Origin of the sequence: Bradyrhizobium sp. SZCCHNR2028, assembly GCF_032380995.1 — a bacterium.
In the GTDB taxonomy this organism is placed as follows: Bacteria; Pseudomonadota; Alphaproteobacteria; order Rhizobiales; family Xanthobacteraceae; genus Bradyrhizobium.
Genome location: NZ_JAUHJF010000006.1, coordinates 173,230 through 197,835 on the forward strand (window position 1 = coordinate 173,230; position 24,606 = coordinate 197,835).

Annotated in this window: 23 protein-coding genes; 11 read left to right on the plus strand and 12 right to left on the minus strand. The window is 65.4% G+C overall.

The window, feature by feature from the left end; genetic code table 11:
- The first annotated feature begins 93 nt into the window (after positions 1-93).
- Entirely contained in the window at positions 94-2,304 is a 2,211-nt protein-coding gene (locus QX121_RS12820; RefSeq protein ID WP_315812107.1) for a penicillin-binding protein 1A, read from the plus strand.
- A 231-nt stretch (positions 2,305-2,535) separates the two neighbouring features.
- On the opposite strand, the gene QX121_RS12825 is transcribed toward QX121_RS12820, so the two are convergent.
- The 5 genes from QX121_RS12825 to QX121_RS12845 form a co-directional block, all read right to left on the minus strand.
- Positions 2,536-5,217 (minus strand): EAL domain-containing protein, encoded by a 2,682-nt coding sequence (locus tag QX121_RS12825; protein ID WP_315812108.1) that lies wholly within the window; start codon positions 5,215-5,217, stop codon positions 2,536-2,538.
- 318 nt (positions 5,218-5,535) lie between these two features.
- Entirely contained in the window at positions 5,536-6,375 is an 840-nt protein-coding gene (locus QX121_RS12830) for a SprT family zinc-dependent metalloprotease (protein WP_315735333.1), read from the minus strand.
- A gap of 208 nt (positions 6,376-6,583) precedes the next feature.
- Complete coding sequence (locus QX121_RS12835) at positions 6,584-7,912, minus strand: polyhydroxyalkanoate depolymerase (RefSeq protein WP_315735335.1); 1,329 nt, start codon at positions 7,910-7,912, stop codon at positions 6,584-6,586.
- A gap of 124 nt (positions 7,913-8,036) precedes the next feature.
- On the minus strand, positions 8,037-8,849 hold the full coding sequence (locus QX121_RS12840; RefSeq protein ID WP_315812109.1) for an ABC transporter permease: 813 nt from the start codon (positions 8,847-8,849) through the stop codon (positions 8,037-8,039).
- Positions 8,846-9,637 (minus strand): ABC transporter ATP-binding protein, encoded by a 792-nt coding sequence (locus QX121_RS12845; RefSeq protein ID WP_315756844.1) that lies wholly within the window; start codon positions 9,635-9,637, stop codon positions 8,846-8,848. Before QX121_RS12845 ends, QX121_RS12840 begins: the two co-directional genes overlap by 4 nt.
- A 97-nt stretch (positions 9,638-9,734) precedes the next feature.
- On the opposite strand from QX121_RS12845, the gene QX121_RS12850 reads away from it, so the two are divergent.
- Together QX121_RS12850 and QX121_RS12855 are read left to right on the plus strand one after the other, a co-directional pair.
- On the plus strand, positions 9,735-11,090 hold the full coding sequence (locus tag QX121_RS12850) for an ActS/PrrB/RegB family redox-sensitive histidine kinase (RefSeq protein ID WP_315735341.1): 1,356 nt from the start codon (positions 9,735-9,737) through the stop codon (positions 11,088-11,090).
- Positions 11,091-11,264: 174 nt separating this feature from the next.
- On the plus strand, positions 11,265-11,819 hold the full coding sequence (locus QX121_RS12855) for an ActR/PrrA/RegA family redox response regulator transcription factor (protein ID WP_315715137.1): 555 nt from the start codon (positions 11,265-11,267) through the stop codon (positions 11,817-11,819).
- A gap of 21 nt (positions 11,820-11,840) precedes the next feature.
- On the opposite strand, the gene QX121_RS12860 is transcribed toward QX121_RS12855, so the two are convergent.
- The 3 genes from QX121_RS12860 to QX121_RS12870 all read right to left on the minus strand — a co-directional run bounded on the left by QX121_RS12860 (position 11,841) and on the right by QX121_RS12870 (position 12,969).
- A complete protein-coding gene (locus QX121_RS12860; protein WP_315735343.1) occupies positions 11,841-12,206 on the minus strand; it encodes a hypothetical protein in 366 nt (121 codons plus the stop codon).
- 204 nt (positions 12,207-12,410) lie between these two features.
- Positions 12,411-12,707, minus strand: coding sequence for a hypothetical protein (locus tag QX121_RS12865; RefSeq protein WP_315735346.1), 297 nt, complete (start codon positions 12,705-12,707; stop codon positions 12,411-12,413).
- Positions 12,700-12,969 (minus strand): hypothetical protein, encoded by a 270-nt coding sequence (locus QX121_RS12870; protein WP_315735348.1) that lies wholly within the window; start codon positions 12,967-12,969, stop codon positions 12,700-12,702. The genes QX121_RS12865 and QX121_RS12870 overlap by 8 nt, the downstream gene beginning before the upstream one ends.
- 510 nt (positions 12,970-13,479) lie before the next feature.
- On the opposite strand from QX121_RS12870, the gene QX121_RS12875 reads away from it, so the two are divergent.
- The 3 genes from QX121_RS12875 to QX121_RS12885 all read left to right on the plus strand — a co-directional run bounded on the left by QX121_RS12875 (position 13,480) and on the right by QX121_RS12885 (position 14,343).
- On the plus strand, positions 13,480-13,617 hold the full coding sequence (locus QX121_RS12875; protein WP_315735351.1) for a hypothetical protein: 138 nt from the start codon (positions 13,480-13,482) through the stop codon (positions 13,615-13,617).
- A gap of 120 nt (positions 13,618-13,737) precedes the next feature.
- Positions 13,738-13,980 carry a hypothetical protein gene (locus tag QX121_RS12880; RefSeq protein ID WP_315812110.1) on the plus strand — a complete coding sequence of 81 codons (243 nt, stop codon included), beginning with the start codon at positions 13,738-13,740 and terminating at the stop codon, positions 13,978-13,980.
- Between the two features lie 102 nt (positions 13,981-14,082).
- Positions 14,083-14,343 carry a DUF1488 domain-containing protein gene (locus tag QX121_RS12885; RefSeq protein WP_315735356.1) on the plus strand — a complete coding sequence of 87 codons (261 nt, stop codon included), beginning with the start codon at positions 14,083-14,085 and terminating at the stop codon, positions 14,341-14,343.
- A 155-nt stretch (positions 14,344-14,498) separates the two neighbouring features.
- Here QX121_RS12885 and QX121_RS12890 read toward each other — a convergent pair whose 3' ends face one another.
- The gene (locus QX121_RS12890) at positions 14,499-14,981 is read right to left on the minus strand and encodes an MmcB family DNA repair protein (RefSeq protein WP_315735358.1); all 483 of its coding nucleotides are present in this window, start codon (positions 14,979-14,981) and stop codon (positions 14,499-14,501) included.
- A 492-nt stretch (positions 14,982-15,473) separates the two neighbouring features.
- Here QX121_RS12890 and QX121_RS12895 point away from each other — a divergent pair, with 492 nt between their 5' ends.
- The gene (locus tag QX121_RS12895; protein ID WP_315797250.1) at positions 15,474-16,142 is read left to right on the plus strand and encodes an MBL fold metallo-hydrolase; all 669 of its coding nucleotides are present in this window, start codon (positions 15,474-15,476) and stop codon (positions 16,140-16,142) included.
- A 49-nt stretch (positions 16,143-16,191) separates the two neighbouring features.
- Here QX121_RS12895 and QX121_RS12900 read toward each other — a convergent pair whose 3' ends face one another.
- A complete protein-coding gene (locus QX121_RS12900; RefSeq protein WP_315797249.1) occupies positions 16,192-17,658 on the minus strand; it encodes a PHB depolymerase family esterase in 1,467 nt (488 codons plus the stop codon).
- Positions 17,659-18,100: 442 nt separating this feature from the next.
- Here QX121_RS12900 and QX121_RS12905 point away from each other — a divergent pair, with 442 nt between their 5' ends.
- The gene (locus QX121_RS12905) at positions 18,101-19,342 is read left to right on the plus strand and encodes an LLM class flavin-dependent oxidoreductase (RefSeq protein WP_315797248.1); all 1,242 of its coding nucleotides are present in this window, start codon (positions 18,101-18,103) and stop codon (positions 19,340-19,342) included.
- A 211-nt stretch (positions 19,343-19,553) separates the two neighbouring features.
- Here QX121_RS12905 and QX121_RS12910 read toward each other — a convergent pair whose 3' ends face one another.
- Positions 19,554-19,676, minus strand: coding sequence for a hypothetical protein (locus tag QX121_RS12910; RefSeq protein ID WP_315797247.1), 123 nt, complete (start codon positions 19,674-19,676; stop codon positions 19,554-19,556).
- A gap of 235 nt (positions 19,677-19,911) precedes the next feature.
- On the opposite strand from QX121_RS12910, the gene QX121_RS12915 reads away from it, so the two are divergent.
- Together QX121_RS12915 and QX121_RS12920 are read left to right on the plus strand one after the other, a co-directional pair.
- Positions 19,912-20,223, plus strand: a complete 312-nt coding sequence (locus QX121_RS12915; protein WP_315812111.1) for a hypothetical protein — start codon at positions 19,912-19,914, stop codon at positions 20,221-20,223.
- Between the two features lie 218 nt (positions 20,224-20,441).
- Positions 20,442-20,600: a hypothetical protein gene (locus tag QX121_RS12920; protein WP_213737209.1), complete on the plus strand. Its 159-nt coding sequence runs from the start codon at positions 20,442-20,444 to the stop codon at positions 20,598-20,600.
- Between the two features lie 1,045 nt (positions 20,601-21,645).
- On the opposite strand, the gene QX121_RS12925 is transcribed toward QX121_RS12920, so the two are convergent.
- Positions 21,646-22,809, minus strand: a complete 1,164-nt coding sequence (locus tag QX121_RS12925) for an IS110 family transposase (RefSeq protein ID WP_315812112.1) — start codon at positions 22,807-22,809, stop codon at positions 21,646-21,648.
- Positions 22,810-23,185: 376 nt separating this feature from the next.
- Between QX121_RS12925 and QX121_RS12930 the strand changes: the two genes are divergently transcribed.
- On the plus strand, positions 23,186-24,562 hold the full coding sequence (locus QX121_RS12930; protein ID WP_315812113.1) for a cytochrome P450: 1,377 nt from the start codon (positions 23,186-23,188) through the stop codon (positions 24,560-24,562).
- Positions 24,563-24,606: the final 44 nt, after the last annotated feature.

Here is a 24,606-nt window from a genome sequence, read left to right on the forward strand (position 1 = left end):
AACTCCTAATCGCGCGTTAAGCTCTTCCTAACTGCCCCTTAAACTCCGGACATTACCGTGGTCGGACGGCGGGGTCGCGGGCTCGGGTTGCGTATGGCGCGGGGACGGAAACAGAGCGGCGGACGCAAGGAGCCGCGATTCGGTCTTGCGGCCGCGATGGCCGATCTGCGCCTCGACCCCAAGGATCGCATCCCCTCCGGCAACAACGCGCCCAAGAAGTCCGCTGCGAAGAAAAGGCCGGTCGAGCCCGACGACGAGGACGATGTACCGGCGCGCGAGCCGAAGACCTCAACACCGAAACCAAAGCCGAGCCGCGGCAGGTCGCGCTGGGGATTGTCGATCGGGCGCATGTTCTACTGGGCGCTGGTCGGCGGCCTGTGGGGCGTGATCGCGCTGGTCGGCATCGTGATCTGGGCCGGCGCGCATCTGCCGCCGATCCAGTCGCTGGAGATCCCGAAGCGGCCGCCGACGATCGAGATCGTGGGCTATGACGGCACCATGCTGGCGCAGCGCGGCGAGATGGCCGGCGCCAATGTCGCGCTGAAGGATCTGCCGCCCTATCTGCCGAAGGCCTTCATCGCCATCGAGGACCGCCGCTTCTACCAGCATTTCGGCATCGACCCGATCGGCATCGCCCGCGCTGTCGTCGCCAACATCCTGCATCGCGGCGTATCACAGGGCGGCTCGACCCTGACGCAGCAGCTCGCCAAGAACCTGTTCCTGACCCAGGAGCGCACGCTGGCGCGCAAGCTGCAGGAGGCCGAGCTGGCGCTGTGGCTGGAGCGCAAATATTCCAAGCGCGAGATCCTCGAGCTCTATCTGAACCGGGTCTATTTCGGCTCCGGCGCCTATGGCGTCGAGGCGGCGGCGCAGCGCTATTTCGGCAAGTCCGCGCGGCAGGTGACGATCGGCGAGGCCGCGATGCTCGCAGGTCTCGTCAAGTCGCCGTCGCGGCTGGCGCCGAACCGCAACCCGGAGGGCGCGGCCAAGCGCGCGCAGACCGTGCTTGCGGCGATGGCCGAGGCCAAGTTCATCACCGACGCCCAGGCGCAGGCCCAGATCGCGCATCCTTCCGTGGCGGTGAAGCCGGCCGGCGCCGGCACCGTGAACTACGTCGCCGACTGGATCGGCGAGGTGCTCGACGACCTCGTCGGCCAGGTCGAGGAGTCGATCGTCGTGGAGACCACGATCGATCCGAAGCTGCAATCCGTCGCCGAGGCCGCCATCATCGACGAGCTCGCGGCCAAGAGCGTGAAATTCAACGTCAGCCAGGGCGCGCTGGTGGCGATGACGCCGGATGGGGCCGTGCGTGCGATGGTCGGCGGCCGCAACTACGCGGACAGCCAGTTCAACCGCGCCGTGACCGCCAAGCGCCAGCCCGGCTCGGCGTTCAAGCCGTTCGTCTATCTCACCGCCATCGAGCAGGGCCTGACGCCGGACACGGTGCGCCAGGACGCGCCGCTCGACCTGAAGGGCTGGAAGCCGGAGAACTACACCCGCGAATATTTCGGCCCGGTGACGCTGACCCAGGCGCTGGCGATGTCGCTCAACACGGTCGCGGTGCGTGTCGGTCTCGAGGTCGGACCGAAGAACGTGGTGCGGACCGCACACCGCCTGGGCATCGCCTCCAAGCTCGATCCCAACCCGTCGATCGCGCTCGGCACCTCCGAGGTGTCGATGATCGAGCTGGTCGGCGCCTACGCGCCGTTCTCCAATGGCGGGGTCAGCGTCTCGCCGCATGTGGTGACGCGGATCAGGACGCTCGACGGCAAACTGCTCTACATGCGCCAGGCCGAGCAGCCGGTGCAGGTGATCGAGCCGCGCAACGCGGCGATGATGAACCAGATGATGCAGGAGACGCTGATCTCCGGCACCGCGAAGAAGGCGGAGATCCCGGGCTGGATCGCCGCCGGCAAGACCGGCACCAGCCAGGATTTCCGCGACGCCTGGTTCATCGGCTACACCGCGCGCCTCGTCACCGGCGTCTGGCTCGGCAATGACGACAACTCGCCGACCAGGAAGGCGACCGGCGGCGGCCTACCCGTCGAGGTCTGGACCCGCTTCATGCGCGCGGCGCATCAGGGCGTGCCGGTGGCGGCGCTGCCGAACGCGCAGGGCTCGGGCCTTGTGCCGACGCTGGCGCAGATCGCCTCGCAGATTTCAGCACCGTCGGCCCCCGCACCCAATGCAGCCTACTCGGCGCGCTCGGCGGCGCCGAGCCCGAGCCGCAGCAATGTTCGTCCGGAGCCCGCGGCCGGGCTCGACGGCTGGCTGGTGGACCGGTTGTTCGGCGGCCGGCGCTGATCTGATTGCACCACGACCACCGTCATTCCGGGGCAAGGCCGCAGGCCTGGAACCCGGAATCTCGATGTTGTCTGGCATTCGTTTTCAACAAGCTCGGGATTCCGGGTTCAATCGCCAACGCGCGGACGCGCGTTGACGATTGCCCCGGAATGACGACGGAAGCGCAAATGCGCTGCGTGTTGCGACACAACGAGCGATGCTCGTCAGGGGAAGACAGTGAGTCCGGCCTGATCAGCCCGCGGCGGCCGCAACGGGCCGCGATGACGGCTCGCTTTTCGCAGCACCCTCGCCTTTCGCATCACCGGAGGCCTGCGCCAGCGCGCGTCCGACGAGCCGCAGCATCAGGCTCGCGCGATGAGCGCTGTAGTCCAGCAGCCAGCGGCTGAAGGCGCTGGCGGCCATCGGCCGCGCGAACAGGAAGCCCTGCATCGCATCGCAGCCGAGCTCGGCCAGTAGCTTGCGCTGCGGCTCCGTCTCGACACCTTCGGCGACCACGGCCACGTCGAGGCTCTGGCCGACGCGCACGACCGCGGTCACGATCGCCCGCGTGCCGCTGTCGTTCTCGAAATCGCGCATGAAGCTGCGATCGATCTTCAACTCGTCGATCGGTAGCTGCGCCAGCCTGCTGAGGCTCGAATAGCCGGTGCCGAAATCGTCCAGCGACAGGCCGACGCCCATGTTGCGCAGCTCGTTCATGGTCGCGATCACGGTGGCGCGCTCGTTGAGGATCACGCCCTCGGTGATCTCCAGCATCAGCATCTTCGCCGGCAGATCGTTGGCGGCCAGGATCTGCGCCACCATCGCCGCCAGATTGACGTTCTGGAAGTTGATCGGCGACAGGTTCACCGAGATGCAGGGGATGTCGAGACCGGCACGCCGCCACGACGCCATCTGCTGGCAGGCCAGCTTGATCGACCACACGCCGATCTGCTCGATCAGGCCGCATTCCTCGGCAAGCGGAATGAACTTGGCGGGCGAGACCTCGCCGAGCACCGGATCGTGCCAGCGCGCCAGCGCTTCCACGCCGTGGATCGCGCCGTCGCGGGTGCGGATCTGCGGCTGATAGTGCAACGTCAGGGCCTCGCTGGCGATCGCCTCGCGCAGCGCTGTCGAATGCATCAGCCGTTCTTCGGCGAGCTTGTCGATGTCGGCGCTGAAGAAGCGGTAGGTCGCCCGGCCGCCGCGCTTGGCCTTGTACATCGCCGCGTCGGCCTGCTTGATCAGGGTCTCGATGTCCTTGGCATTATCAGGATAGAGGCTGAGCCCCATGCTCGCCGACATCGGCACCTGGCGCTTGCCGATCGTCAGCGGCATCGCCAGCGCGGCGGTGATGCGCGCCGCCGCGAGCGAGGCTTCCAGGGCATCGCGGTTCTGCAGCACGATCACGAACTCGTCGCCGCCGAGACGGCCCAGCATGTCGCCGTTGCGGATCTGCGCTCGCAGGCGGTTGGCGAAGCCGACCAGGAACTCGTCGCCGGCGGCATGGCCCAGCGTGTCGTTGACGTCCTTGAAATTGTCGGCGTCCAGGAAGGCGACAGCGACGTGTCCGCCTTCCGGACAGGCCTTGATGGCTTCGGCGATCAGCGACGGGATGCGGGCGCGGTTGGGCAGGCCCGTCAGCATGTCATGATAGGCGACCTGTGAGATCGTCGAGCGGACCTCCTGGCGCTCGATGGCGAGCGCACCGAGCTGGACGCAGGCGGCCACGATCTGCTCGTGCCAGGGGCTGGGGCCGCGGCAGTCACGGAAGTAGAAGGCAAAGGTGCCGATGACGCGGCCGTCCTTGCCCTTGATGGGCGACGACCAGCAGGCGCGCAGGCCGGCGGCGAGCGGGCCGGCCTTGTAGGGTTGCCAGCGCGGATCATTGTCGATGTCGTGCGACAGCACCGGCTCGCAGAGATGGGCGGCGGTGCCGCAGGAGCCGACGTCCGGCCCGATCGCGACGCCGTCGAGGCTGGCCGAATAAGCGGGCGGAAGGCTGGGGCCGCCGAGCGGATGCATGCGGCCATCGGAATCGACGTGCAGGATCGAGCAGACGACGTCCGGGGCGAGCTCTTCGACCCGGCGGCACAGCTGATCGGCGATGGTCGTGATCGAAACGTCGGACGCCAGCGACGCCATGATCAGCTGCTGCAGTGAGCGCAACTGCTTGGTCTCCCGGATGTCCGTGAGCAGCCCGAACAGATATCTGACCTTGCCTCGCTTGGTCCGGTGCGCCTTGACATAGGCGGTCGTCCAGATCTCGCGGCCGTCCTTGTCGTAGACCAGCACGTCCTCCTCGATGCCGCGATCGTCCTCGAGGCATTGCCTCAGCCGGTCGACGATGGCGGGATCAGTGCAGGGGCCGATCAGCAGTTCCTCGGCGCGGCGCCCGATCGCCTGTTCAGGCGTGTAGCCGAACAGGCCAGCAAAGGCGGCGTTGGTATAGAGGACGTTGAGCTCGCGATCGGTGACGATGACGGCCCGGTTGGTCCGGTCGGCGACCGACGTCAGCAGCGCATTGCGCTCGCGCATGTCGACTTCGGTGGTCACGTCACGAATGAACAGCAGCGAACGGACCGGCTCGTCGTCACGGCCCGGCGGCAGAGCGCACAGCGACAGGCGGAGGCGGGTCCGCCCGCCATCGGCATGGCGCATCGTCATTTCGCGGGCTTCGGACTGGTCCGCCTCCTGCTGCGCGTCGGTCGTCTCGTCGCAGGGGGGCGCCGGGATCAGATCCGCGGGCAGACCCAGGCTTTCGAGGTCGGCGCCGATCAGAGCGGCCGGCTCACGCCGCAGCAGCACCGACGCCGCCTGGTTGGCGTGCTGGACATGGCCCTGCGCGTCGAGAAACAGGATCGCCTCGGAGGCACCGTCGAGCGCGGCCGAGAGCAATTGTGTGGATGCGGCCGGTGGGAACTCGCTTGCAGGCATCGTTCGATTCGAGGCGCGCTGCACGTTTCGAGAGAAACGATCGGCGCTTTGGTTGCAGCGAACGACCCGGCAGCTCGCTGGGACGTCACCTTGGGGTTGATCGCGGTAAATCTGGCGAGCGCAGCGTTACGGCCGCGTTAAGGCGCCGCCGAATTGGGCAATATCCTCCGACTGCAGGCGAGAAGGCTTAAGAATTCGATAGTCCGCACGCGGGTTCTGAGTTCATCGATGCAGATTGGAACCCGACAAAGAAATGGCCCGGACCAGAAGGCCGGGCCATTGGGACTCGCATCGTCGAGATGCTCTATCGTCGAGACCTCAGTCGTCGATGCCATAGCGATGCAGATCGTTGCCGCAGGTGTCGAGCCACTTCTTGGCGCGCTCGACCGAGGAGCAGATCCTGCCACACACCTTCCAGAACCGCGGCGAGTGGTTCATCTCGATCAGATGAGCGACCTCGTGCGCGGCGAGATAATCGAGCACGAAGGGCGGCGCCAGGATCAGGCGCCACGAGAACGACAGCGAGCCGGCCGAGGTGCATGAGCCCCAGCGGCTCGACTGGTCGCGGATCGACAGCCGCTTAACCTTGACGCCGAGCTGCTCGGCATAGGCGTCGGCGGCCTTCTGCAGGTCACGGCGCGCCTCGCGCTTCAGGAAGTCGAGCACCCGGCGTTCGGTGTGCTCGATCCCGCCGGCCACGCACAGGATCTTCTCGCCACTGTCTCGCGTCTCGGTCCACACCGTGCCGCGCTCGCCGGCGCGATGCACGATCTTGTGCGGCACGCCGCGCAACGGCACCAACGTGCCCGGCAGGAACGGCGCCGCCTTCGGCAGACGGCCAAGACGCGCCGCGATCCACGCGCCGTGACGCTGCGCGAAGTCTTTCGCTTCGATGATCGTGCCGCGCGGAGGCATCGTGAGGATCGCTTCGCGATCCGACGGATGAATTCTCAGGGTATAACGTCGCGCACGACGGTGACGCCGCAATCTAATCGAGTAGATTTGCGAGCCATGCTTGACGAGAAGACGCGAAGGTTCGGCGGGCCGCCGATAAAGTAGCGCGCGAGTGGCCATTTCTGTCAGTCCGGGAGGGAAGAACTCGCCCGGATTTTGCCATATCCACCGCCAGGGAAAGCGCTCGGCGCAAAAACAAATCATTTGCCCAACATACAGGGGTTCGGAAGGTTCCGCACCCTAGCGGTTGGGCCTCGCGCGCCCCCGAAAACATGAATTCAGATTCAAAAGCACCGCTCAAGAAGCGACGCCACATTCACTGCTTGAGTCACTCCTGAGTTCCGGTTTCTGGCGTCCCTTCAAAGGGTTACCCCGCATCCGGATTCGGATGCGCGGTGACCATCGTCTTCACTCATTCAGCCGCAATGGCGAGCAGCGACTTCGGATCGGCTGCCGACAGCATGAAATCGTTGATGCGCGGCACGATCTCCGACTTGAATCGCGAGCCGTTGAACACGCCGTAATGACCGACACCCGGTTGCACGTAGTGAACCCGGCGGTGATCCGGGATCGACGAGCAGAGTCCGTGCGTCGCTTCGGTCTGACCAAGACCGGAGATGTCGTCCTTCTCACCTTCGACTGTCATCAAGGCCACGCGCGTGACCTTCGACGGATCGACCAGGGTGCCGCGATGGGTCATCTCGCCCTTCGGCAGCGCATGTTTGACGAACACGGTCTCCACCGTCTGCAAATAATATTCCGCAGCCAGGTCCATGACCGCGAGATACTCGTCGTAGAAGTCGCGGTGCTTGTCGACCTGGTCACCGTCACCCTTCACGAGGTTGGCGAACAGCGCCTTGTGGGCGTCGACATGGCGGTCGAGGTTCATGCTGATGAAGCCGTTCAACTGCAGGAAGCCCGGATAGACGTCGCGCATGACGCCTGGATGCGGGAACGGCACCTTGGTGATGACGTGGTTGCGGAACCAGTCGATGCCGCGCTCCTGGGCGAGATTGTTCACGCCGGTCGGGTTGCGCCTGGTGTCGATCGGGCCGCCCATCAGGGTCATCGAGATCGGTGCGAACGGATCGCGCTCGGCCTCCATGACAGACACCGCCGCCAGCACCGGCACCGCCGGCTGGCACACCGCCATGACGTGCATGTTGGTGCCGAGGAAGCGCAGCATCTCGATGACATAGTCGATGTAGTCGTCGAGATCGAAGCGGCCTTCGGCCAGCGGGACCATCCGCGCGTCAGACCAGTCGGTGATGTAGACCTCGTGGGTCGGCAGGAACGCTTCCACCGTGCCGCGCAACAGGGTCGCGTAATGGCCGGACATCGGCGCCACGATCAGCAGCCGGGGCTGGGGGCTGCGCAGCGGGCGGGTCAGCTTGCGGTCGAAATAGAGCAGCCGGCAGAACGGCTTTTCCCAGATCGAGCGGACCTCGACGGGGGTCCGGATGCCGTTGACCTCGGTCTCGTCGAGGCCCCATTCGGGCTTGCCGTAGCGGCGCGTGGTGCGCTCGAACAGCTCGCAGGCCGCCGCGACCGATTTGCCCATCTGGGTGTGGGCCCAGGGATTGAGCGGGTTCTGAAACAGGATCTTGGTGGCGTCGGTGACAGCGCGCGCCGGATTGAGCGAGGCGTGCGCCATTTCGTACATCCAGTACATCGGCGTCGTCAGGACCGGACTGCCTTCCGACGCCAGGGGCGGTGCACCGCCAAACTCACCTATCGGCATTCTCGTTCAACCTCTCTGCAATGCAGCATACTGCCGAATGCGCAATTAAGCGTCAATGCGGTGTTGTACGTGTCAACGCCGCAAAGCGACGAAATGAGCCCGGAAATCCACGGGAAAAGCGCAATTATTCCCCTGCCGCCAGCAACGAGCCGGCGCGACGCGCGCTACGCAAAAGGGCAATGAATGCCGCAAACGACGCCAGCAGCAGGGCGGCATTGAGCCCGAGCGCCGTCAGCATCAGGTCCGATCGGAAGATGTGATCGGCCAGCAGCGCGCGCATGCCCTCGAACACGTAGGTCGGCGGCAGGGACCAGGCGACCAGTTGCAGCCAATGCGGCAGCACCTGCACGGGATAGTACACGCAGGCGAGCGGCATCAGCGCGAACATCAGCGTCCAGACGATGCTCTCGGCGCCGAGCCCGTTGCGCAGCACCAGCCCCGACACGAAGATGCCGACCGCCCAGGACGTGAAGATCAGGTTGCAGAAGAAGGCGATCAGCGGCAGGCCGAGGCTGTAGAGGTTGAAGTCGAAGAACCAGACCGCGATCAGGGTCATCGGGATGATGCCGATGGCCAACCGGATCAGGCTCATCGTCATCAGCGCCAGCAGGAATTCGATCGGTGTCAGCGGACTCATCATCAGGTTGCCGATGTTGCGCGCCCACATCTCCTCGAGGAAGGAGATCGAGAACCCGAGCTGTCCGCGGAACAGGATGTCCCACAGGATCACCGCGCCGATCAGGGTGCCGCCGGCGCGGGCGAAAAAGCCGGTATTGGCGGTGATGTAGGTCTGCAGGAAGCCCCAGGTGATGATCTGCAGGGTCGGCCAGTACATCAGCTCCAGCAGCCGCGGCCAGGACGACAGCAGCAGATACCAGTAGCGCAGGATCATCGCGCCGATCCGGTGCGGGGCGATGCGGAGCGAAAGATCGTTCATTGCGCGGCCTCCCGGTCGCGGCCGCGGGCGACGTCGAGGAATACGTCCTCGAGCGTCGAGCGGTTGTAGCGCGCCATGATCTGCGCCGGGCTGTCGTCGTCCTCGATGCGACCGCGCTTCATGATGATGACGCGGTCGCACAGACGCTCGACCTCCAGCATGTTGTGCGAGGCGAGCAGCACGGTGGCGCCACGGCGCTTGCGGTAGCTGTCGAGATGGCCACGCACCCAATCGGCGGTGTCAGGATCGAGCGAGGCAGTCGGCTCGTCCAAGAGCAGCAGCTCGGGATCATTGATCAGCGCCTTGGCCAGCGCGACGCGCGTCTTCTGCCCGGCGGAGAGCTTACCATTGGCACGATCGATGAAGTCGGTCAGGTCGAGCTGGGCGGCGAGCTCCGCGATCCGCTCCTTGAGGTGGTCCACCGCATAGAGCCGGCCGAAGATGGTGAGGTTCTGCCGCACCGTGAGGCGCATCGGCATGTCGACATAGGGGCTCTCGAAATTCATCCGCCCCAGCACGGCAGCAGCCTCGTCCGGCATCCTGTGGCCGAGCACGGCGACCTCGCCCGAGGTCGGTTGCACCAGCCCCATGATCATCGCAATCGTCGTGGTCTTGCCGGCACCGTTGCCGCCGAGCAGCCCGGTGATGCTGCCGCGGCGGATCGCAAAGGAGATGCCGTCGACAGCGGTCGTCGTCTTGTAGACCTTGGTCAGCCGCGACACGGCAATCGCGGGCGAAACCGAGCTGGAATCGGATGAGAGGGTCGGCACTGCGTCATCTTGCGTCATGGGAGGGGTTCATTGAGGCATTGTGCCGCAAACCGCAACAGGCCACCAACGGCCGGCCAGATTTGTCGCCGCGCCTGCGCGGCATTAGGTTCCCGTCATGACCGACGACGCCCTGATCATCGACACGCCCGACACCGACTATCGCCATCCGCGACAGCGCGTCCGGCTCGACACCATCCTGCGGCTGCGCTGGCTGGCAGCGCTCGGTCAGTTGAGCGCGATCTTCATCGTGGTGCAGGGGCTGGAGTTCGACCTGCCGGTGGTGCCCTGTCTCGCGGTGATCAGCATCTCGGCGCTGCTCAATCTCGGCCTGCAGATCGCCTTCAACCCGATGCAGTTGTTGGAGCCGGCCCACGCCGGAGGCCTGCTCGCGCTCAACATCGTCGAGCTGACGGTGCTGCTCTATCTCACGGGCGGGCTGGAGAATCCGTTCTCCTACATGTTCCTGGCGCCGGTGCTGATCTCGGCGACCGCCCTCCCCGTCCGCCTGACGATCATGCTCGGCCTGCTCGCCGTGGCCTGCGCCACCGCCTTGTTCTTCATGCACCTGCCGCTGCCGTGGGAAGGCGAGGAGCCGTTGATCTTCCCGCCCATCTATCTGTTCGGCGTGTGGCTCTCGATCGCGCTCGCGATCGGCGTCACCAGCCTCTATGCGTTCCAGGTGACCGAGGAGGCGCGCAAGCTGTCGGACGCGCTGGCGGCGACCGAGCTGGTGCTGGCGCGCGAGCAGCACCTCACCCAGCTCGACGGTCTCGCGGCGGCCGCCGCGCACGAGCTCGGCACCCCGCTCGCGACCATCGTGCTGATCTCGCGCGAGTTGGAGCGCGCCCTGCAGGACAACAGCCAGGTCACCTCCGACATCAAGACCCTGCGCGAGCAGGCGCAGCGCTGCCGCGACATTCTCGGCAAGATCACCCAGCTGTCCTCGATCGGGTCGATGTACGACCGGATGAAGCTGTCGACCTTGATCGAGGAGACGGTGGCCCCGCATCGCGACTTCGGCGTCGACATCAAGGTGCGCGTCGCCGTGGCCGCGGCCAAGGAGCCGGTCGGCTCGCGCAACCCGGCGATCCTCTATGGCGTCGGCAACATCCTGGAGAATGCCGTCGACTTCGCGCGCAACGCCGTCGAGGTGAACGCCTGGTGGAACAATGAGACGGTCGAGATCGTGGTGTCCGACGACGGCCCCGGCTTCGCGCCTGATATCCTGAAGCGGATCGGCGAGCCCTATCTGTCGCGACGGCCCAGCGCCGAGGACGGCCCGGGAGGTAACCAGGGCGGCGGCCTCGGGCTCGGCGTGTTCATCGCCCGCACCCTGCTGGAGCGGACCGGGGCCAAGGTCTCGTTCAGCAATCGCACCTTCCCCGACCATGGCGCCGTGGTCCAGATCGTGTGGCCGCGACGGCGCTTCGAGGCCAGCGAGGACGACGATGGCGAGGCGGAGCCGGAATGAAGCCTCGGCGGCAGCCGCCGCCGGCGTGGTCCTGGCATACGGCACACCCGCCCCGCGCGGCGTCACGCCGCAGACTGCGGCAACCCGCGATCTTGGCAGCGGCCGGTCGGCAGACCATATGAGGATGGACCAGACGTCTCGCAACCATCGAGCCTTCTTCTCAAGGATATGACCGTGGGCGCCATCGCCGAACTGACGAACCACCCGGACCGCTCTCTCCTCATCGTGGAGGACGACAAGCCGTTCCTGGAGCGCCTGTCGCGCGCCATGGAGACCCGCGGCTTCACGGTCACCTCCTGCGAAAGCGTCGCCGAAGGTATTTCACAGATCGGCAAGGCAGCGCCGGCCTTCGCCGTGGTCGACCTCCGGCTGGGCGACGGCAACGGCCTCGACGTGGTGTCGGCGCTGAAGCGCAAGCGCCCCGAGGCCCGCGCCATCGTGCTGACCGGATACGGCAACATCGCCACCGCCGTGACGGCGGTGAAGATGGGCGCCGTCGACTACCTCGCCAAGCCGGCGGATGCCGACGACGTCGTTGCAGCACTGCTGTCGACCACCAGCGAAAAGTCCGAGCTGCCGCAGAATCCGATGTCGGCCGACCGTGTCCGCTGGGAGCACATCCAGCGCATCTATGAGATGTGCAACCGCAACGTCTCGGAAACGGCCCGCCGGCTCAACATGCACCGCCGCACCCTGCAGCGGATCCTCGCCAAGCGCGCGCCGAAGTAGGCTTTTGCGGCTCGTCCGCACTCAGTGCGACTTCACGAATGCCTGCAGCGCATGGAAGACGGTGCGCCGCGGATTGCGGCTGCACCAATTGCGCATCCAGCTGTCGACCTCGGTCAGATCGAGCTTGATCTGCCGGCCCTCGTCGCCGCGGTCCGCATTGATGGCGGAGACGTAGCCCATCATCCACTGCTGATACTTTGAGATGGCGTTGACGTAGGGGCCGTCGGCATTGCCGATCGCCTTGTAGGTGCCGGGCGGCTGCTCCTCGGCGGCGGTGATGAAGCGCTCGCAGGAATCGGCGCCCACGCCCAGGACGTAGAACGCCATCTCCTCCGCGCGAACTCCGGTCGCGTAGAGCAGTGTCAACGCCAAGAGCACCCGTCGCATCTGTCGTCCCTGTTCGCACCCCTCGGCTGGATACCGCTCGAGCCTTAAAAATGTTCCGAGATGTTGCGCCCCATGCGGGGCATTTATCGGGCAGAGATGGGAAATTGCCGGGAGGGCGGGACAAGCGAATGTTGTTGCGCCAGCAACAGTCTTGGATCGGGCGGGGGATCCAAGGCCAGGCGGCGCCCCTAGCCTCGGCTCGCGTCAGCTCTCCCCCGTCAGCCGGGAGAAGTCGGCCAGGACGGCGGCGATCAGCTCCCGGTGCCTGGTATCCTGTTCCGCAAGGCTCGCGGCATACATGTTCAGGAGATAGCGCGCCTTCGCGGCGGCTTCCGGCCACGACGCAGCCGCGTTGGCGAGCAAGTGCTGCTCGAGAACAGCCTGTCGCTCGCGCAGGTCCCGCGCGTGACTCTCGGCCTCAGCCAGAGCGCGACGCAGGTCCACGGCCTTCTGCGCGCTCATCCCGCGGTGCCTGTCGAGATCGAGCGGTTCGTCAGTCATCCGACGCACTCGCGTCGACACGCTGCGCGTCTGCAAGATCGACCGAGCTGACGGACACCATCTCGACGGCCGCAGAGCGCGAGCCGGCGGCGGGCAGCATCATCATCGTCGCAACCCGGCGGTAGGCAGCAAAGGACAATCCTTCGATCAGCTCCTCGTCCGTGACCACCTCGTAGGTGCCCTCGGGCAAGAGACGCTCGATGCTTCTGATCCGGAACGGATGTTTGAAGGTGACGAATTCGCGCCGCGAGCGGATGCTCATCTGCGCCTACCTTTCGCGACAGCCTCGCTGTCGCTTGTCGCAACCTCGAACTCTTCGAAGCATGCGCCTTACGGCCGGCAATAGCCACCGCTTTCTCATCAGCACGACGTGACGAGCGGCCCGGCGTCATCGGACCGTGTCGCTGCGCTTTGGTGCTCGCTATTGCAGGAGCCAGGGTGTATCAATGGTGATCACCGCCATTCCGACGGCATTCATCGGTGACTGAGGGTCACGAGCGCTCCCGCCGCAAACACGCGAGGGACAGCCAATGCCGCAGTTTCGTCTGAGCGAGTGGATCGTTCCACCCATCATTGTGCCGCTTCTGCTGATCCTGCTCGCGCTCGCAACTGCCGCGCTGCATTCGTAGATCAGACACCGTGCGCCCCGTCGGCAGCCGGTGGACGACGGCCACCCGGCCGATAGGCAGTGACGCCGCGCACGCAGGATCGACGCGTGCGCCCTCGTCCGATGCGTTGAACCAGCTCCAACCCGAGCCGAGAGGAGATCGACATGGCCAAAGGTCAGCAAAAAGGCAATCGCGAAGCCAAGAAGCCCAAGAAGGAAAAGCCCAAGAGCATTGCCGCAGCGCCGAGCCAGAAGACCGGAGCATGGCAGCCGGATTTTTCCAGCGACAAGAAGAAGCGCTAGGAGATTTCCGGCCCTCATCAGTCTGGATGGTTCTCCCGCAAGGCCGCAGGGCCGCGCAATCAACGCCGCGCGCAATGCGGCGACGCGGCCGACCGTACTCGACAGCCCAAAGGACAGAACATGGCGCGCGAAACGATCTATTTCGTTCAGGCGTTCAGTGCCGGCCGGGGCGGACGCGCGAAAGCCGAGACGCCGATCGCCTGCAAGACGGAAGCGAGCGCGCTCCGGACTGCGGAACGACTGGTGTCGAGCAAGGCAGGCGTCGTCGCCTTCTCATCCTCGGGCGATCCCGACATGGGTGACTATGACGATGAGCCGACGGTCCTCTTCCGCCACGGCGAATTGCCGTCGGCTTTCGATTGAGATGCGCGCAACCCTTTGTCGCCGGCGACCACCGCCGAACGACGCCCCTTGGATGACGTCCGCCCTATCGGCGGCGTCCTCCGAACCTGATCGGACACACACATGATTGAGTTTCCAAATCACAGCCGCTCCTATGACCGCACGCGACGTGCCGTACGGTTCTGGGGCTATGACAGCGCGATGGAAGCATCGTTCTTCGTCGACGAGGGCGCGTTGAGACGCCTTCAACCCGACACCCGTCCGGACGAGTCGGGCTTTCTGACCGCGTTCGATTCCAACCGCGAGCGGATCTGCGCCGCCGCCGCCAGGGTCTATGTCCGCGGCAGCCGGGGATCCTACGATCTCGTCGCTGCCAATTTTTGACGGCGATGCCTGGCGATCGATCGGCCAGGCTGGTGGTGATGCGGATCGGCTCTCAGCGATGCTGATGTCTCTCATCTTGAGACTCGTGACCTGACGGAGCCTCTGTCACCTACCTAGGCGGGCCCCCCGGCCAGTGGACCGCACTTGAGGATTCTCTAGAGGTCCGCGTGGCCCTGCGGGTCGATCAGCCGGTTGATCCGCTGCGCCGCCGCGAGCCCGAAGCGCACCGTCATGAGCTTGCGCGTCGGCGCCGGCAATCTGTGCTCTGGCGCCTCGCAATGCAGGTGGGCGCCATAGGCATCGGCCACGATCAGGCCGGTGTCCTGCGGAAAGATCTCGCACGGCAGATCCTGCGTGAAGGCGAAGAACAGCCGGTCGCAATGGGCACGGTAGTCCTCCCACTTGTGATCCGCGCGCAGATCCTCGACCGACGACTTGATCTCGACGATCCAGATCTCGCCGCGCTCGTTCAGCGCCACCAGGTCGGCGCGACGTCCCGACGGCAGCGGCAGCTCGCTGATGGTGGCAAAGCCGAGCGAGCGCAGCAAGCGCGAGGTGCCGCGCGCGATCGCCAGCGCCGTCTCCGACTGGCGTCGGTCGATGGGAACGAGGCTGATCCTGGCGGCTGACGATTCCATGCGCCACAGCATAGCCGATTCCGGGCGTCGCCCAAGCACGCTAATCACCGGGGAACCGGAACCTGACGCCAGCCTTCCGCTTAACAGACGGCCGCCCGCAGGGCGGCGCTCGAATCCAGGTCGACGTCGTAGCTCTGCGAACGTGACGACATGGCCGACGACAAGACTATGGATCACGGAGACATCGACCTCGTCGAAAAACGCCTGCACGTGCATGCGCCACCTTGGATCGGACATCTCCGTCCTCAGACACGCCAACAATGTCGCCTCGTCGATCCCGACCGGCATCGGCGTGTTGATCGTGGTCGCGGCGGCCGTCAGGCCGTCAGCCGTACTTTGCGGCCCACGAAGTGAAGATCGGCGACAGCCAGATCGCATCGACATCGAGCGTCGAAAGAGTGGCAGGCGATGGATGATGCCGGTGAGGTGTCAGGTCGCCGTGACGCGGTGTTTTTCGCTTGGCGCACTGCGAAAAATCGGCATGCTGGCGCCATGAGCGAACCCGAAACCACCAAGGCGAAGGCCGGCGCGATGATCGTGCCCGTCACGCCGTTCGAGCAGAACTGCACCATCCTGTGGTGCGAGGCGACCCGGAAGGCGATCGTGATCGATCCCGGCGGCGACGTGCCCAACATTCAGGCGGCGATCGCGCAGGCCAATATCACCGTCGAGAAGATCTGGCTGACGCACGGCCATATCGATCACGTCGGCGGCGCGGCCGATCTGCGCGACGCGCTGAAGGTGCCGATCGAAGGCCCGCATGTCGCCGACAAGTTCCTGCTCGACAACGTCGTCGCCAGCGGCGCGCGCTTCGGCATCACAGGCGTGCGCGATTTCACACCGGATCGCTGGCTCGAGGAGGGCGACCGCGTCGAGATCGGCGAGCTCAGCTTCGACATCCTGCATTGCCCGGGACATTCGCCCGGCAGCGTCGTGTTCTTCAACAAGGAGATGCGCTTCGCCCAGGTCGGCGACGTGCTGTTCAACGGCTCGGTCGGCCGCACCGATTTGCCCGGCGGCAGCCATGAGACGCTGATCAGATCGATCAAGGACAAGCTGCTGCCGCTCGGCGACGACGTCGGCTTCATCTGCGGCCATGGCGCCGGATCGAGCTTCGGCCAGGAGCGCATGACCAACCCGTTCCTGACCGGGGACGTCTGACCCGCGCGTCCCTCGCGAGCGAGCTCTGAACGGCTGCGGTTGTGGCCGCCTACTTCAGGCCGGCCGCTTGCAGGGCACGGTCGATCACGGCAGCGACGTCGATGGTTCGGCGCCGCGGCCTGACGGTCGCGCCACTGCCGTTGATCGAAGATTCGCCGGTCGCCGACTCCAGCCGTTTCGGCTCCACGGGCTTGGAGACGGCCACGGGCTTGGACTCCGGCCTCTGGTCCGGCTTGGACTTGGCCGCTTTCCGCGACGGCGACTGGGGCTCGACCTCGGGCTGCGGGACCGCAGCGGATGCCGGTGCAGAGAGCAGCATGCCGGTCGGCGACATTCTGGGCTCGACCACCTTGATCTCGGCCGGCTTGACGTCGACCGGTTCCGCAGCGGGCGATGGAGCGTCCGCCGCGCGTCGCAAGGTCTTGGTGAAGGCCGGTACCGCCGAGATCGGCGACACCTGCGGGATCAGCTTCGTGCTCGGCGACGTCGTGGCCGCCTTGAGCGGACGAATCCAATCGGTGACGCCGAAGAATTTCGCGATGTGATAGGACGAGGAAATGCCGGCCTCGAGCAGGAACGGCCCGGCCTTGCCATAGCGCTTGTCGTTGGCCGCGATCCCGATCGGCGTGCCATGCGCCATGTTGGAGATCGTGAACGATTCCACGACGGTCTCGCCGTCGGCATTCCACCATTGCTCATGCGGATAGCCGTTCACCTCGGCCGCGGCCATCGGCGCCAGCGGCAGATGGTGCAGGTCCAGCCACTGCTTGACGATCTCGCCGGCATTGTCCGGATGCACGGTGTAGTCCGCTGTGCCGTGCCACACCGACAGCTTCGGCCACTTGCCGCGGTGGTTCGAGGCACGACGAACGAGATCGCCGAGCTCGCCTGCGGGGCGCGCCGGCGGCATCCGCATCTGCAGGATCGCGTCGCGCATGCTGCGCGCGGTGCCGAACGGCAGCCCGGCGATGACAGCGCCGGCAGCGAACAATTCGGGATGCGCCGAGAGCAGCGCCATGGTCATCGCGCCGCCCGCCGACAGGCCGGTGACGTAGATGCGCCTGGGATCGATGGCACAATCCGCCACCATGCGCGCAATCATCTGACGGATCGAGGCGACCTCGCCCTGATCACGCGTGATGTCTTCGGACTGAAACCAGTTGAAGCAGCGCTGCGGATTGTTGACCCGCTGCTGCTCCGGCAGCAGCAGCGCGAAGCCGAAATGCTTGGCGAGCGTCGACCAGCCGGCGCCGAGATCGTAGTCGGCGGCGCCCTGCCCGCAGCCATGCAGCACGACGACCAGCGGCGCCAGCGGCTGACGCTGCGCCGGCACATAGGCAAACATCTTCAGGCGCCCAGGGTTGGTGCCGAAGTGCTCGATCTCGATCAGGGGATTCTCTGGAGCGCGACGCGGCTGACGATGAAAATCGGCAAATCCGGTAATACTGTTCAGCTCGCGCAGCCGTCGCAAATACTCAACATTTTCGGCGAGGGACAACGGCAGCTCCTTAGGCATTCGCGTATTCACGGCAGCGGGTAGACAATCCACCATCACCCAGATGGTTGCTGCAGTGCAAAAGAAAAAGCCCACACCATCCCGGACGTCAGCAATTTGATTGCGAATTTCGGTCTTGCTGCGATCTAAATGCCACGCCGACGCGGCGCTTCACGCAGCAATCACCGAAATGCGAACCGAGCACCACGAATATCGCCGTTGGCGTGAACGCGACAGACTCCGCAACCGCAAAGGCCGACGACCGCGATTTGGAAATCATCATTCGAGCCACATCGCGAATCGACCATGTCAGCGGGAAGTGTGCCGTACCGATCGGCGATCAGTAAACAAACAAATGGCAGCCATGCACCGATCGGCATACGCGCCAAGGTGATTGCCTGACACCGATGCGCCAATTAGCCTGATCGGCAAGCAACAACGAATTCCGCTTGGGAGAAAACGCATGGCGCGGCTCAAATTCGGAGCGTTCCTCGCTCCGCATCATCCGATCGGCGAGCATCCGATGCTGCAATTCCGCCGCGACCTCGATCTGGTCGCGCAGCTCGACGAGCTCGGCTACGATGAGTTCTGGTGCGGCGAGCATCATTCCAGCGGCTGGGAGATGATCGCTTCCCCCGAGATGTTTCTCGCCGCCGCCGGCGAGCGCACCAAGCGCATCAGGCTCGGCACCGGCGTGATCTCGCTGCCCTACCATCATCCCTACAACGTCGCGCAGCGGATGGTGCAGCTCGATCACATGACCGGCGGCCGCGCCATCTTCGGCTCGGGCCCCGGCGCGCTCGCCTCCGATGCCCACACTCTGGGCATCGATCCGATGACGCAGCGCGACCGTCAGGACGAGGCGATCGCCATCATCCGCCGCCTGTTCAACGGCGAGCGCGTCACCGCCAAGAGCGACTGGTTCACGATGAACGATGCGGCCTTGCAGATCCTGCCGTTGCAGGAGGAGATGCCGTTCGTCGTGGCCTCGCAGATCTCGCCGTCCGGCATGACGTTGGCCGGCAAATACGGCATCGGCATCATCTCGCTCGGCTCGATGTCGACGCAGGGGCTGATGGCGCTGCCGCAGCAATGGGAGTTTGCCGAGGACGCGGCGAAGAAGCACGGCACGACAGTGAGCCGCGCCGACTGGCGCGTGCTGCTGTCCTGGCACATCGCGGAGACGCGCGAGCAGGCACGGCGCGAGGCCGGCGCGGGACTGATGCGCTGGCACAACGAGTACACCGTCGGCACCCTGATGCGGCCCGGCCTGAAGGCCTTCTCATCGCCGGACGAGGCCGTCGACAAGACCGCCTTCGTCGAGGGCGCGGCGTCGACGATCGGCACGCCGGACGATCTCGTCAAGACGATCAGGAACCTGATGCAGGTGTCGGGCGGCGTCGGCCACATCATCGGCTTCGTGCACGACTGGGCCAACCCGGAAGCTTCGCGGCGCAGCTGGGACATGGTCGCGCGCTACGTCGTGCCGGAGATCAACGGCTACATCGACGGCCTGCGCCGCTCGCAGAAATTCGTCATCGAGAACCGCGCCATCTTCGAGCGCGCGGGCCAGGCCGTGATGGCCAAGATCATGGACAACGACAAGGCCGCCGCCGCGCTGTCGCAGACGGGGCCAGGACGGATCGCGATTCCGGCCGTGAATGCCCCGGATCTGCAGGAGGCGGCGGCGAAACAGCGAGGGTGAGCGTGGGGCGAAGCCGCTCCGTGGCACGCGCAATATCGCGGCATTCGATGCCGCTAATTAGTTACTCGTCATGCCCGGGCTTGACCCGGGCATCCACGTCCATCCACCATCTCGAACGACGTGGATCGCCGGGACAAGTCCGGCCATGACGGCCTTAATGGTTGGACTCTAATATGGCGGCAAGGCGCAACTCGAACGGTCGAGCGCGTGACTACCTCACCGCCGCGACGAGCTTCTCGCAGTCGGCGATGGTCGCTATCTGCTTCAGCGTCTCGCGCAGGGCCGGCAGGTCGACCGGCTTCTGGAATTGCGGGTAGACGACGAGGCCGAGCACGGTGGCGAGGCGGACATTCTTCGTCGCCGGCGGCGTCGGTGTCGGCTTCGACGACCGCTTCACCGCGCATGTGACGACGCGAACGCATACGGCGACGGTCGGCGTCGGCTACAAGTTCTGAGCGCGGCTAGTCCTGAAGCGAGCGGTCGTGCGCTCGTCGATGACAGTGAGAACAGTCAAACCATGGGGCAGGCGAGGCTTGGCTCCAAACTGCCCGGGCGCTACTTTGAGCGCCATGCCCGCTGCCAAACCCCAGTGCCCTCCGCAGCCGCCCGCTCCCTTGTCTGCTGATGAAGTCATTTTCATCAAGGACACGATCAAGCGCTTTTATGGCGACGACGCGATCGTGCGCAATTTCGGCCCAGACCCGGCCCGCATGGAATTGCACGTCGAAACAGGCCGCGACATTGGAATTGCGCATTATGACTGCTGCGGCGTCCTGATGACCCGAATCGACCGCGACCAAATCGCTCTCGAGGTCTCGCGGCGACGCATGCGGATAAAGGGCCGGGCCAAGCTCGCCTATCGCCAAGGCGTCGTGCTTTGAAATCGGCGCCTCGACGCGAACCGACGTTCGTGCGCGACGCGGCCACGCGCGCGGCAGACGACGCATAGGCGAAGCGAGCGTCACGAGGATTTTCTTAACCCCGCTCTGCCATTCTCGCGGCTAATCGCGCACGGTCTGCAAGGGACCGCTCGCGCGTAGGACGCGTCAGGCAGCCCGTCGTCTCGACCCGGCGGGCTTTTCCGTGGGAAAGGTCGCCAATGTCACTCTCCTCAGCCAAGAACTACGCGCTGCGCGCCGAACGGTCGCAGGACCCCAAGGAGGCCGCCGACCTCCTGGCAAAGGCGATCCTGGAGCTGGCGGCCTCGATCGAGGCAACCGACGCCAAGGTGAAGAAAATCAACAAATCGGGCGGCTGATGATCCTGACGCCCGCGTCGGAACGACGTGGCAGCTTCCGGCGGTGGCGGGACCTCCTCGCAGCGAGACATGATCCGCTGATCTTGCTGCGATCGATCGCCGATATCGCGGCGTCGCGCGACAGCAGAAGGCTGATGGCGACCGTCAGGCCCGACGGGCAAATCACTTCCAGCAAAAGGTCTTGAGAAAAGAAACACCACCGCGCCGGCCTGCCGATCACAGGTCGATCGCCGCGAGACGGTGCGCGCCGAAAAACTCATTTCCCGAACCACCTCAATCACATCACCCCTGTCCAGTCCTGCGCGCGAAAATATTCCTGTTTCTCTTTATCAGAATTCGCGCTTCTCTCCCACCGTCCCGTCTCGATAAGAGGGGCGCTTCGCGGTCGTCACGAACGTTGAGGCGGGATGCGGTGGGCGTGTCGATGTCGCAGCGTGGTTGATGCCGCGCGGACGAACGACGGCGATGCGCACGGTCAAGTCGCGTGGTCCTGGCACCCCGATGCTGGTGTTACGCTTGCGGCGGCGCTCACGCGTCGCGCAGGCAACGGTGACCAACAAGCCCGGCGCACCGGGGAGCACGCGAAGCAGCCGTTCAAACCATCGCGCGGGGAATGCCGGGATGCCTCGGCTGAACCTTGTATGGGGAGTAAGTTGTCAAGAGGGGCATCGTTTGTTGGGGGCGGTCTTTGGCGCCAAGGAGAGGCGCGGTCAAGGCTGGCCGAAGGCCACCGCCGGAGGCGGCGCGTCAGCGGCCTTGAGCGCGCCGAGCTTGGCGCCATCATGGCGCGCCCGCAACGCGCGGTGTCGCGATGGCAGGCCGGACGTGATGCGAGGATTGGGCCGTGAACGACAATGCGGAACGACCGCATCACCTTGTATCCGGTCGGGCGCGAGGCCCGGTACCCTGATCTTTCATGCACGGGGGAAGGTAAGGCCCAGTCAAGACGGGACCCCTCTGTGAGAGCGGGAGGTTTATGCCCCCGGTTCAGCACGGTCACGCGTCGGTCCTGGCTCACGTCGGCTGTCATGGCGCGCGCAGCCGTTTACGAAGTTGGACGCAGCACGGCGCCTTCGGGAACAACGCCGGTCACCAGATAGCGCCACAGCGCCACCATCAGCTTGCGTGCCAGAGCGACAATGGCAATTCGCCGGATGCGTCCCTTGATGTCGCGCACCCGCTCGCGGAACCAGCGTGTCAGTGCGCTGTCCGGCTGATGAACGGTCCATAGCCACGCCAGCTCGACCGCGAGCTCACGGGCGCGCCGGTTGCCGGCTTTGCTGATGCCCTGCTCACGGCTGCGCTCGCCACTGTCATAGGGCGTGCCGGTGAGACCAAAGTAGCTGCCGACCTGACGACGGTTGTCGAAGTCGCGATAGAACACCTCGTTGACCAACTTCTGGCCGCCGACCGGGCCGATGCTCCTGAGATCCATGAGCTGCATGATCCTGGCTTCCGGCGAGCCGGGCCGAGCGGCGCACAGCTCGGCTTTGCTTTTGGCCTCGAGCTCCTTGAGCTGCCGTGCCACCAGGCACAGTCGCTCGTGTTCGCGCACGATCTCTTCCTTGAGCCGCACCGGCAGTGGACGACCGTCGCCAGTGCGCAGGCTGGCAAGGCTTTCCAGGAACGAGCGATCGAGCGGGTGGACGTCGCGAATGCCCTGGCCGTGCAGCAGTCCCTTGATGCGGTTGCTGTGAGCCGTGCACTCCTGGATCAGGCGATCACGTTCACGGGGACGGCGCTTGCGATCCTCATCCTCGACGCTTGGCACGTGGACGATGCTGCAGACCCGAGGCTCGCCCCGCAAATGGGCGAGGAACGCCCGCATCAGCTTCTCCAGATCGATCCGGTCGGTCTTGGCGCGCCGGGCACGACGGTTCACCTCGATGCTGGAAGGGTCGACCTCATGATTGACGATGCCTTGTCCGCTCAGCCATCGGTGCAGCCAGTGGCCATCCAAGCCTGCTTCGTAGCATGACAGGATGCGCACCGGCCGGCCGCCCGCGGCAGCCGCAGCCTTCTTGCGCATGTCCGCAAGCCGGGCCGCCAAGGCGGCCAAGTCACCGCCGCCGATCGTGTACCGGCTCAGTTTCTGCGAGCCAGGAAGCAGCACGCCGAGCTTCCATTTCGCTTTGCTCAGTTCAAACGCGAGGTAAACCGTGGCATGCTCCGCCGCGGCGGGTGTGTCAGTGCGATCGAGCTTGATCATCTTGATCCTCCGAGGGCCGGATGGTTCGGAAATCCAATCCTAACCCTTCTTGACCACCCGCCGCCCCATAGGATCTGTGGTACCTGCCGCCTGCATTTTTTTCTGCAGGCGGGCCATGGGTGCGGCCAGCGCCCGGCATTCCCCGTGCCCTCTGTCTGCAGGAGGGCGGAATATTCCATCCCTCGGACGCATCAACGCGCCGCGAGATCGCAGCCGCGTGCGACGCAGCACAACTGGCGGATCATGAGACACCGGAGCGTATTGCATCAGGGCCGCAACCGCCCGACAATGCAGGCCACGGTGTCTGCCACTGTGCCACTGACCGAAACGAAGTCAGATCCGAGACACCGGCCATCAGACGAGAGGAAGCCCCGCGATGTCGATGCAGCATGTGGTCTCTGATGCGATCAGGCTGACCCCGCCACGGCGCAATTCGCTCACCCATATCCCCGGCGACGAAGGCTGGCCGATCATCGGCAAGACATTCGAGACGCTCGCCGACCCCAAGGGTCACGTCGAGCGCAACGCCAGGAAGTATGGCCCCGTCTACCGCACCCACATGTTCGGCGACGTCAACGTCGTGCTGCTCGGCCCCGAAGCCAATGAGCTCGTGCTGTTCGACCAGACCAAGCTGTTCTCGTCGGCGCATGGCTGGGGCCACATCCTCAATCTGCTGTTTCCGCGCGGCCTGATGCTGCTCGATTTCGAGGAGCATCGCATGCACCGCAAGGCGCTGTCGGTCGCCTTCAAGGCCGGGCCGATGAAGTCCTATCTCGCCGGCCTCGACCGCGGCATCGCCGCACGCGTCGCGCAGTGGAAGGCAAATCCGGGCGAGATGCTGTTCTATCCCGCGATCAAGCAGCTGACGCTGGATCTCGCGGCGACGTCCTTCCTGGGGAGCGAGATCGGGCCCGAGGTCGATGCGATCAACCGCGCCTTCGTCGACATGGTCGCGGCCGCGGTGGCGCCGATCCGCCGGCCGCTGCCGGGTACGCAGATGGCGCGCGGCGTCAAGGGCCGCCAGCGCATCGTCGCCTATTTCTCCGAGCAGATCCCGCTGCGCCGCGCGCGCGGCGACGGCGAGGACCTGTTCTCGCATCTGTGCCGCGCCACCGACGACCGCGGCGCGCTGCTGTCGACGCAGGACATCGTCGATCACATGAGCTTCCTGATGATGGCCGCGCACGACACGCTGACCTCGTCGATCACCTCGTTCGTCGCCCAGCTCGCCGCGCATCCAGAGTGGCAGCAGAAGCTGCGCGACGAGGTCGCGAGCCTCGGCCTTGCAGAGGGCGATCCGATGAGCTCGGAGCATCTGGAGAAGATGAAGCTCACCGAGATGGCGTTCCAGGAGACCTTGCGGCTGATGCCGCCGGTGCCGTCATTGCCGCGCCGCCCGGTCCGGGACTTCACCTTCAAGGGCTATGCGATTCCCGCCGGCACCGGCGTCGGCATCAATCCGATGTTCACGCATCACATGCCGGAGATCTGGCCCGAGCCCGAGCGCTTCGATCCGATGCGCTTCACCGACGAGGCCCAGCGCGGCCGCCACCGCTTCGCCTGGGTGCCGTTCGGCGGCGGCGCGCATATGTGCCTCGGCCTGCACTTCGCCTACATGCAGGTGAAATGCTTTGCGCGGCATTTCCTGTCCAACATCGAGGTCTCCTTCGCCCCGGGCTATCAGCCGAGCTGGCAGGTCTGGCCGATCCCGAAGCCGCGCGACGGGCTGAAGGTGATGCTGAAGGCGGTGTGACCGGCGCGCATTGATACAGCAAGGGCGCCAAGGATCTTGGTTTG

Excerpts from the sequence above, each read along its gene's own strand:
- QX121_RS12895 (WP_315797250.1), top strand. The coding sequence starts at position 15,474 with ATGAGCGAACCCGAAACCACCAAGGCGAAGGCCGGCGCGATGATCGTG.
- QX121_RS12925 (WP_315812112.1), bottom strand. The coding sequence starts at position 22,809 with ATGATCAAGCTCGATCGCACTGACACACCCGCCGCGGCGGAGCATGCC.
- QX121_RS12880 (WP_315812110.1), top strand. The coding sequence starts at position 13,738 with ATGGCGCGCGAAACGATCTATTTCGTTCAGGCGTTCAGTGCCGGCCGG.
- QX121_RS12825 (WP_315812108.1), bottom strand. The coding sequence starts at position 5,217 with ATGCCTGCAAGCGAGTTCCCACCGGCCGCATCCACACAATTGCTCTCG.
- QX121_RS12905 (WP_315797248.1), top strand. The coding sequence starts at position 18,101 with ATGGCGCGGCTCAAATTCGGAGCGTTCCTCGCTCCGCATCATCCGATC.
- QX121_RS12890 (WP_315735358.1), bottom strand. The coding sequence starts at position 14,981 with ATGGAATCGTCAGCCGCCAGGATCAGCCTCGTTCCCATCGACCGACGC.
- QX121_RS12870 (WP_315735348.1), bottom strand. The coding sequence starts at position 12,969 with ATGAGCATCCGCTCGCGGCGCGAATTCGTCACCTTCAAACATCCGTTC.
- QX121_RS12850 (WP_315735341.1), top strand. The coding sequence starts at position 9,735 with ATGACCGACGACGCCCTGATCATCGACACGCCCGACACCGACTATCGC.
- QX121_RS12860 (WP_315735343.1), bottom strand. The coding sequence starts at position 12,206 with ATGCGACGGGTGCTCTTGGCGTTGACACTGCTCTACGCGACCGGAGTT.
- QX121_RS12885 (WP_315735356.1), top strand. The coding sequence starts at position 14,083 with ATGATTGAGTTTCCAAATCACAGCCGCTCCTATGACCGCACGCGACGT.
- QX121_RS12865 (WP_315735346.1), bottom strand. The coding sequence starts at position 12,707 with ATGACTGACGAACCGCTCGATCTCGACAGGCACCGCGGGATGAGCGCG.
- QX121_RS12845 (WP_315756844.1), bottom strand. The coding sequence starts at position 9,637 with ATGACGCAAGATGACGCAGTGCCGACCCTCTCATCCGATTCCAGCTCG.
- QX121_RS12835 (WP_315735335.1), bottom strand. The coding sequence starts at position 7,912 with ATGCCGATAGGTGAGTTTGGCGGTGCACCGCCCCTGGCGTCGGAAGGC.
- QX121_RS12930 (WP_315812113.1), top strand. The coding sequence starts at position 23,186 with ATGTCGATGCAGCATGTGGTCTCTGATGCGATCAGGCTGACCCCGCCA.
- QX121_RS12900 (WP_315797249.1), bottom strand. The coding sequence starts at position 17,658 with ATGCCTAAGGAGCTGCCGTTGTCCCTCGCCGAAAATGTTGAGTATTTG.
- QX121_RS12920 (WP_213737209.1), top strand. The coding sequence starts at position 20,442 with ATGTCACTCTCCTCAGCCAAGAACTACGCGCTGCGCGCCGAACGGTCG.
- QX121_RS12915 (WP_315812111.1), top strand. The coding sequence starts at position 19,912 with ATGCCCGCTGCCAAACCCCAGTGCCCTCCGCAGCCGCCCGCTCCCTTG.
- QX121_RS12840 (WP_315812109.1), bottom strand. The coding sequence starts at position 8,849 with ATGAACGATCTTTCGCTCCGCATCGCCCCGCACCGGATCGGCGCGATG.
- QX121_RS12820 (WP_315812107.1), top strand. The coding sequence starts at position 94 with ATGGCGCGGGGACGGAAACAGAGCGGCGGACGCAAGGAGCCGCGATTC.
- QX121_RS12875 (WP_315735351.1), top strand. The coding sequence starts at position 13,480 with ATGGCCAAAGGTCAGCAAAAAGGCAATCGCGAAGCCAAGAAGCCCAAG.
- QX121_RS12830 (WP_315735333.1), bottom strand. The coding sequence starts at position 6,375 with ATGATTTGTTTTTGCGCCGAGCGCTTTCCCTGGCGGTGGATATGGCAA.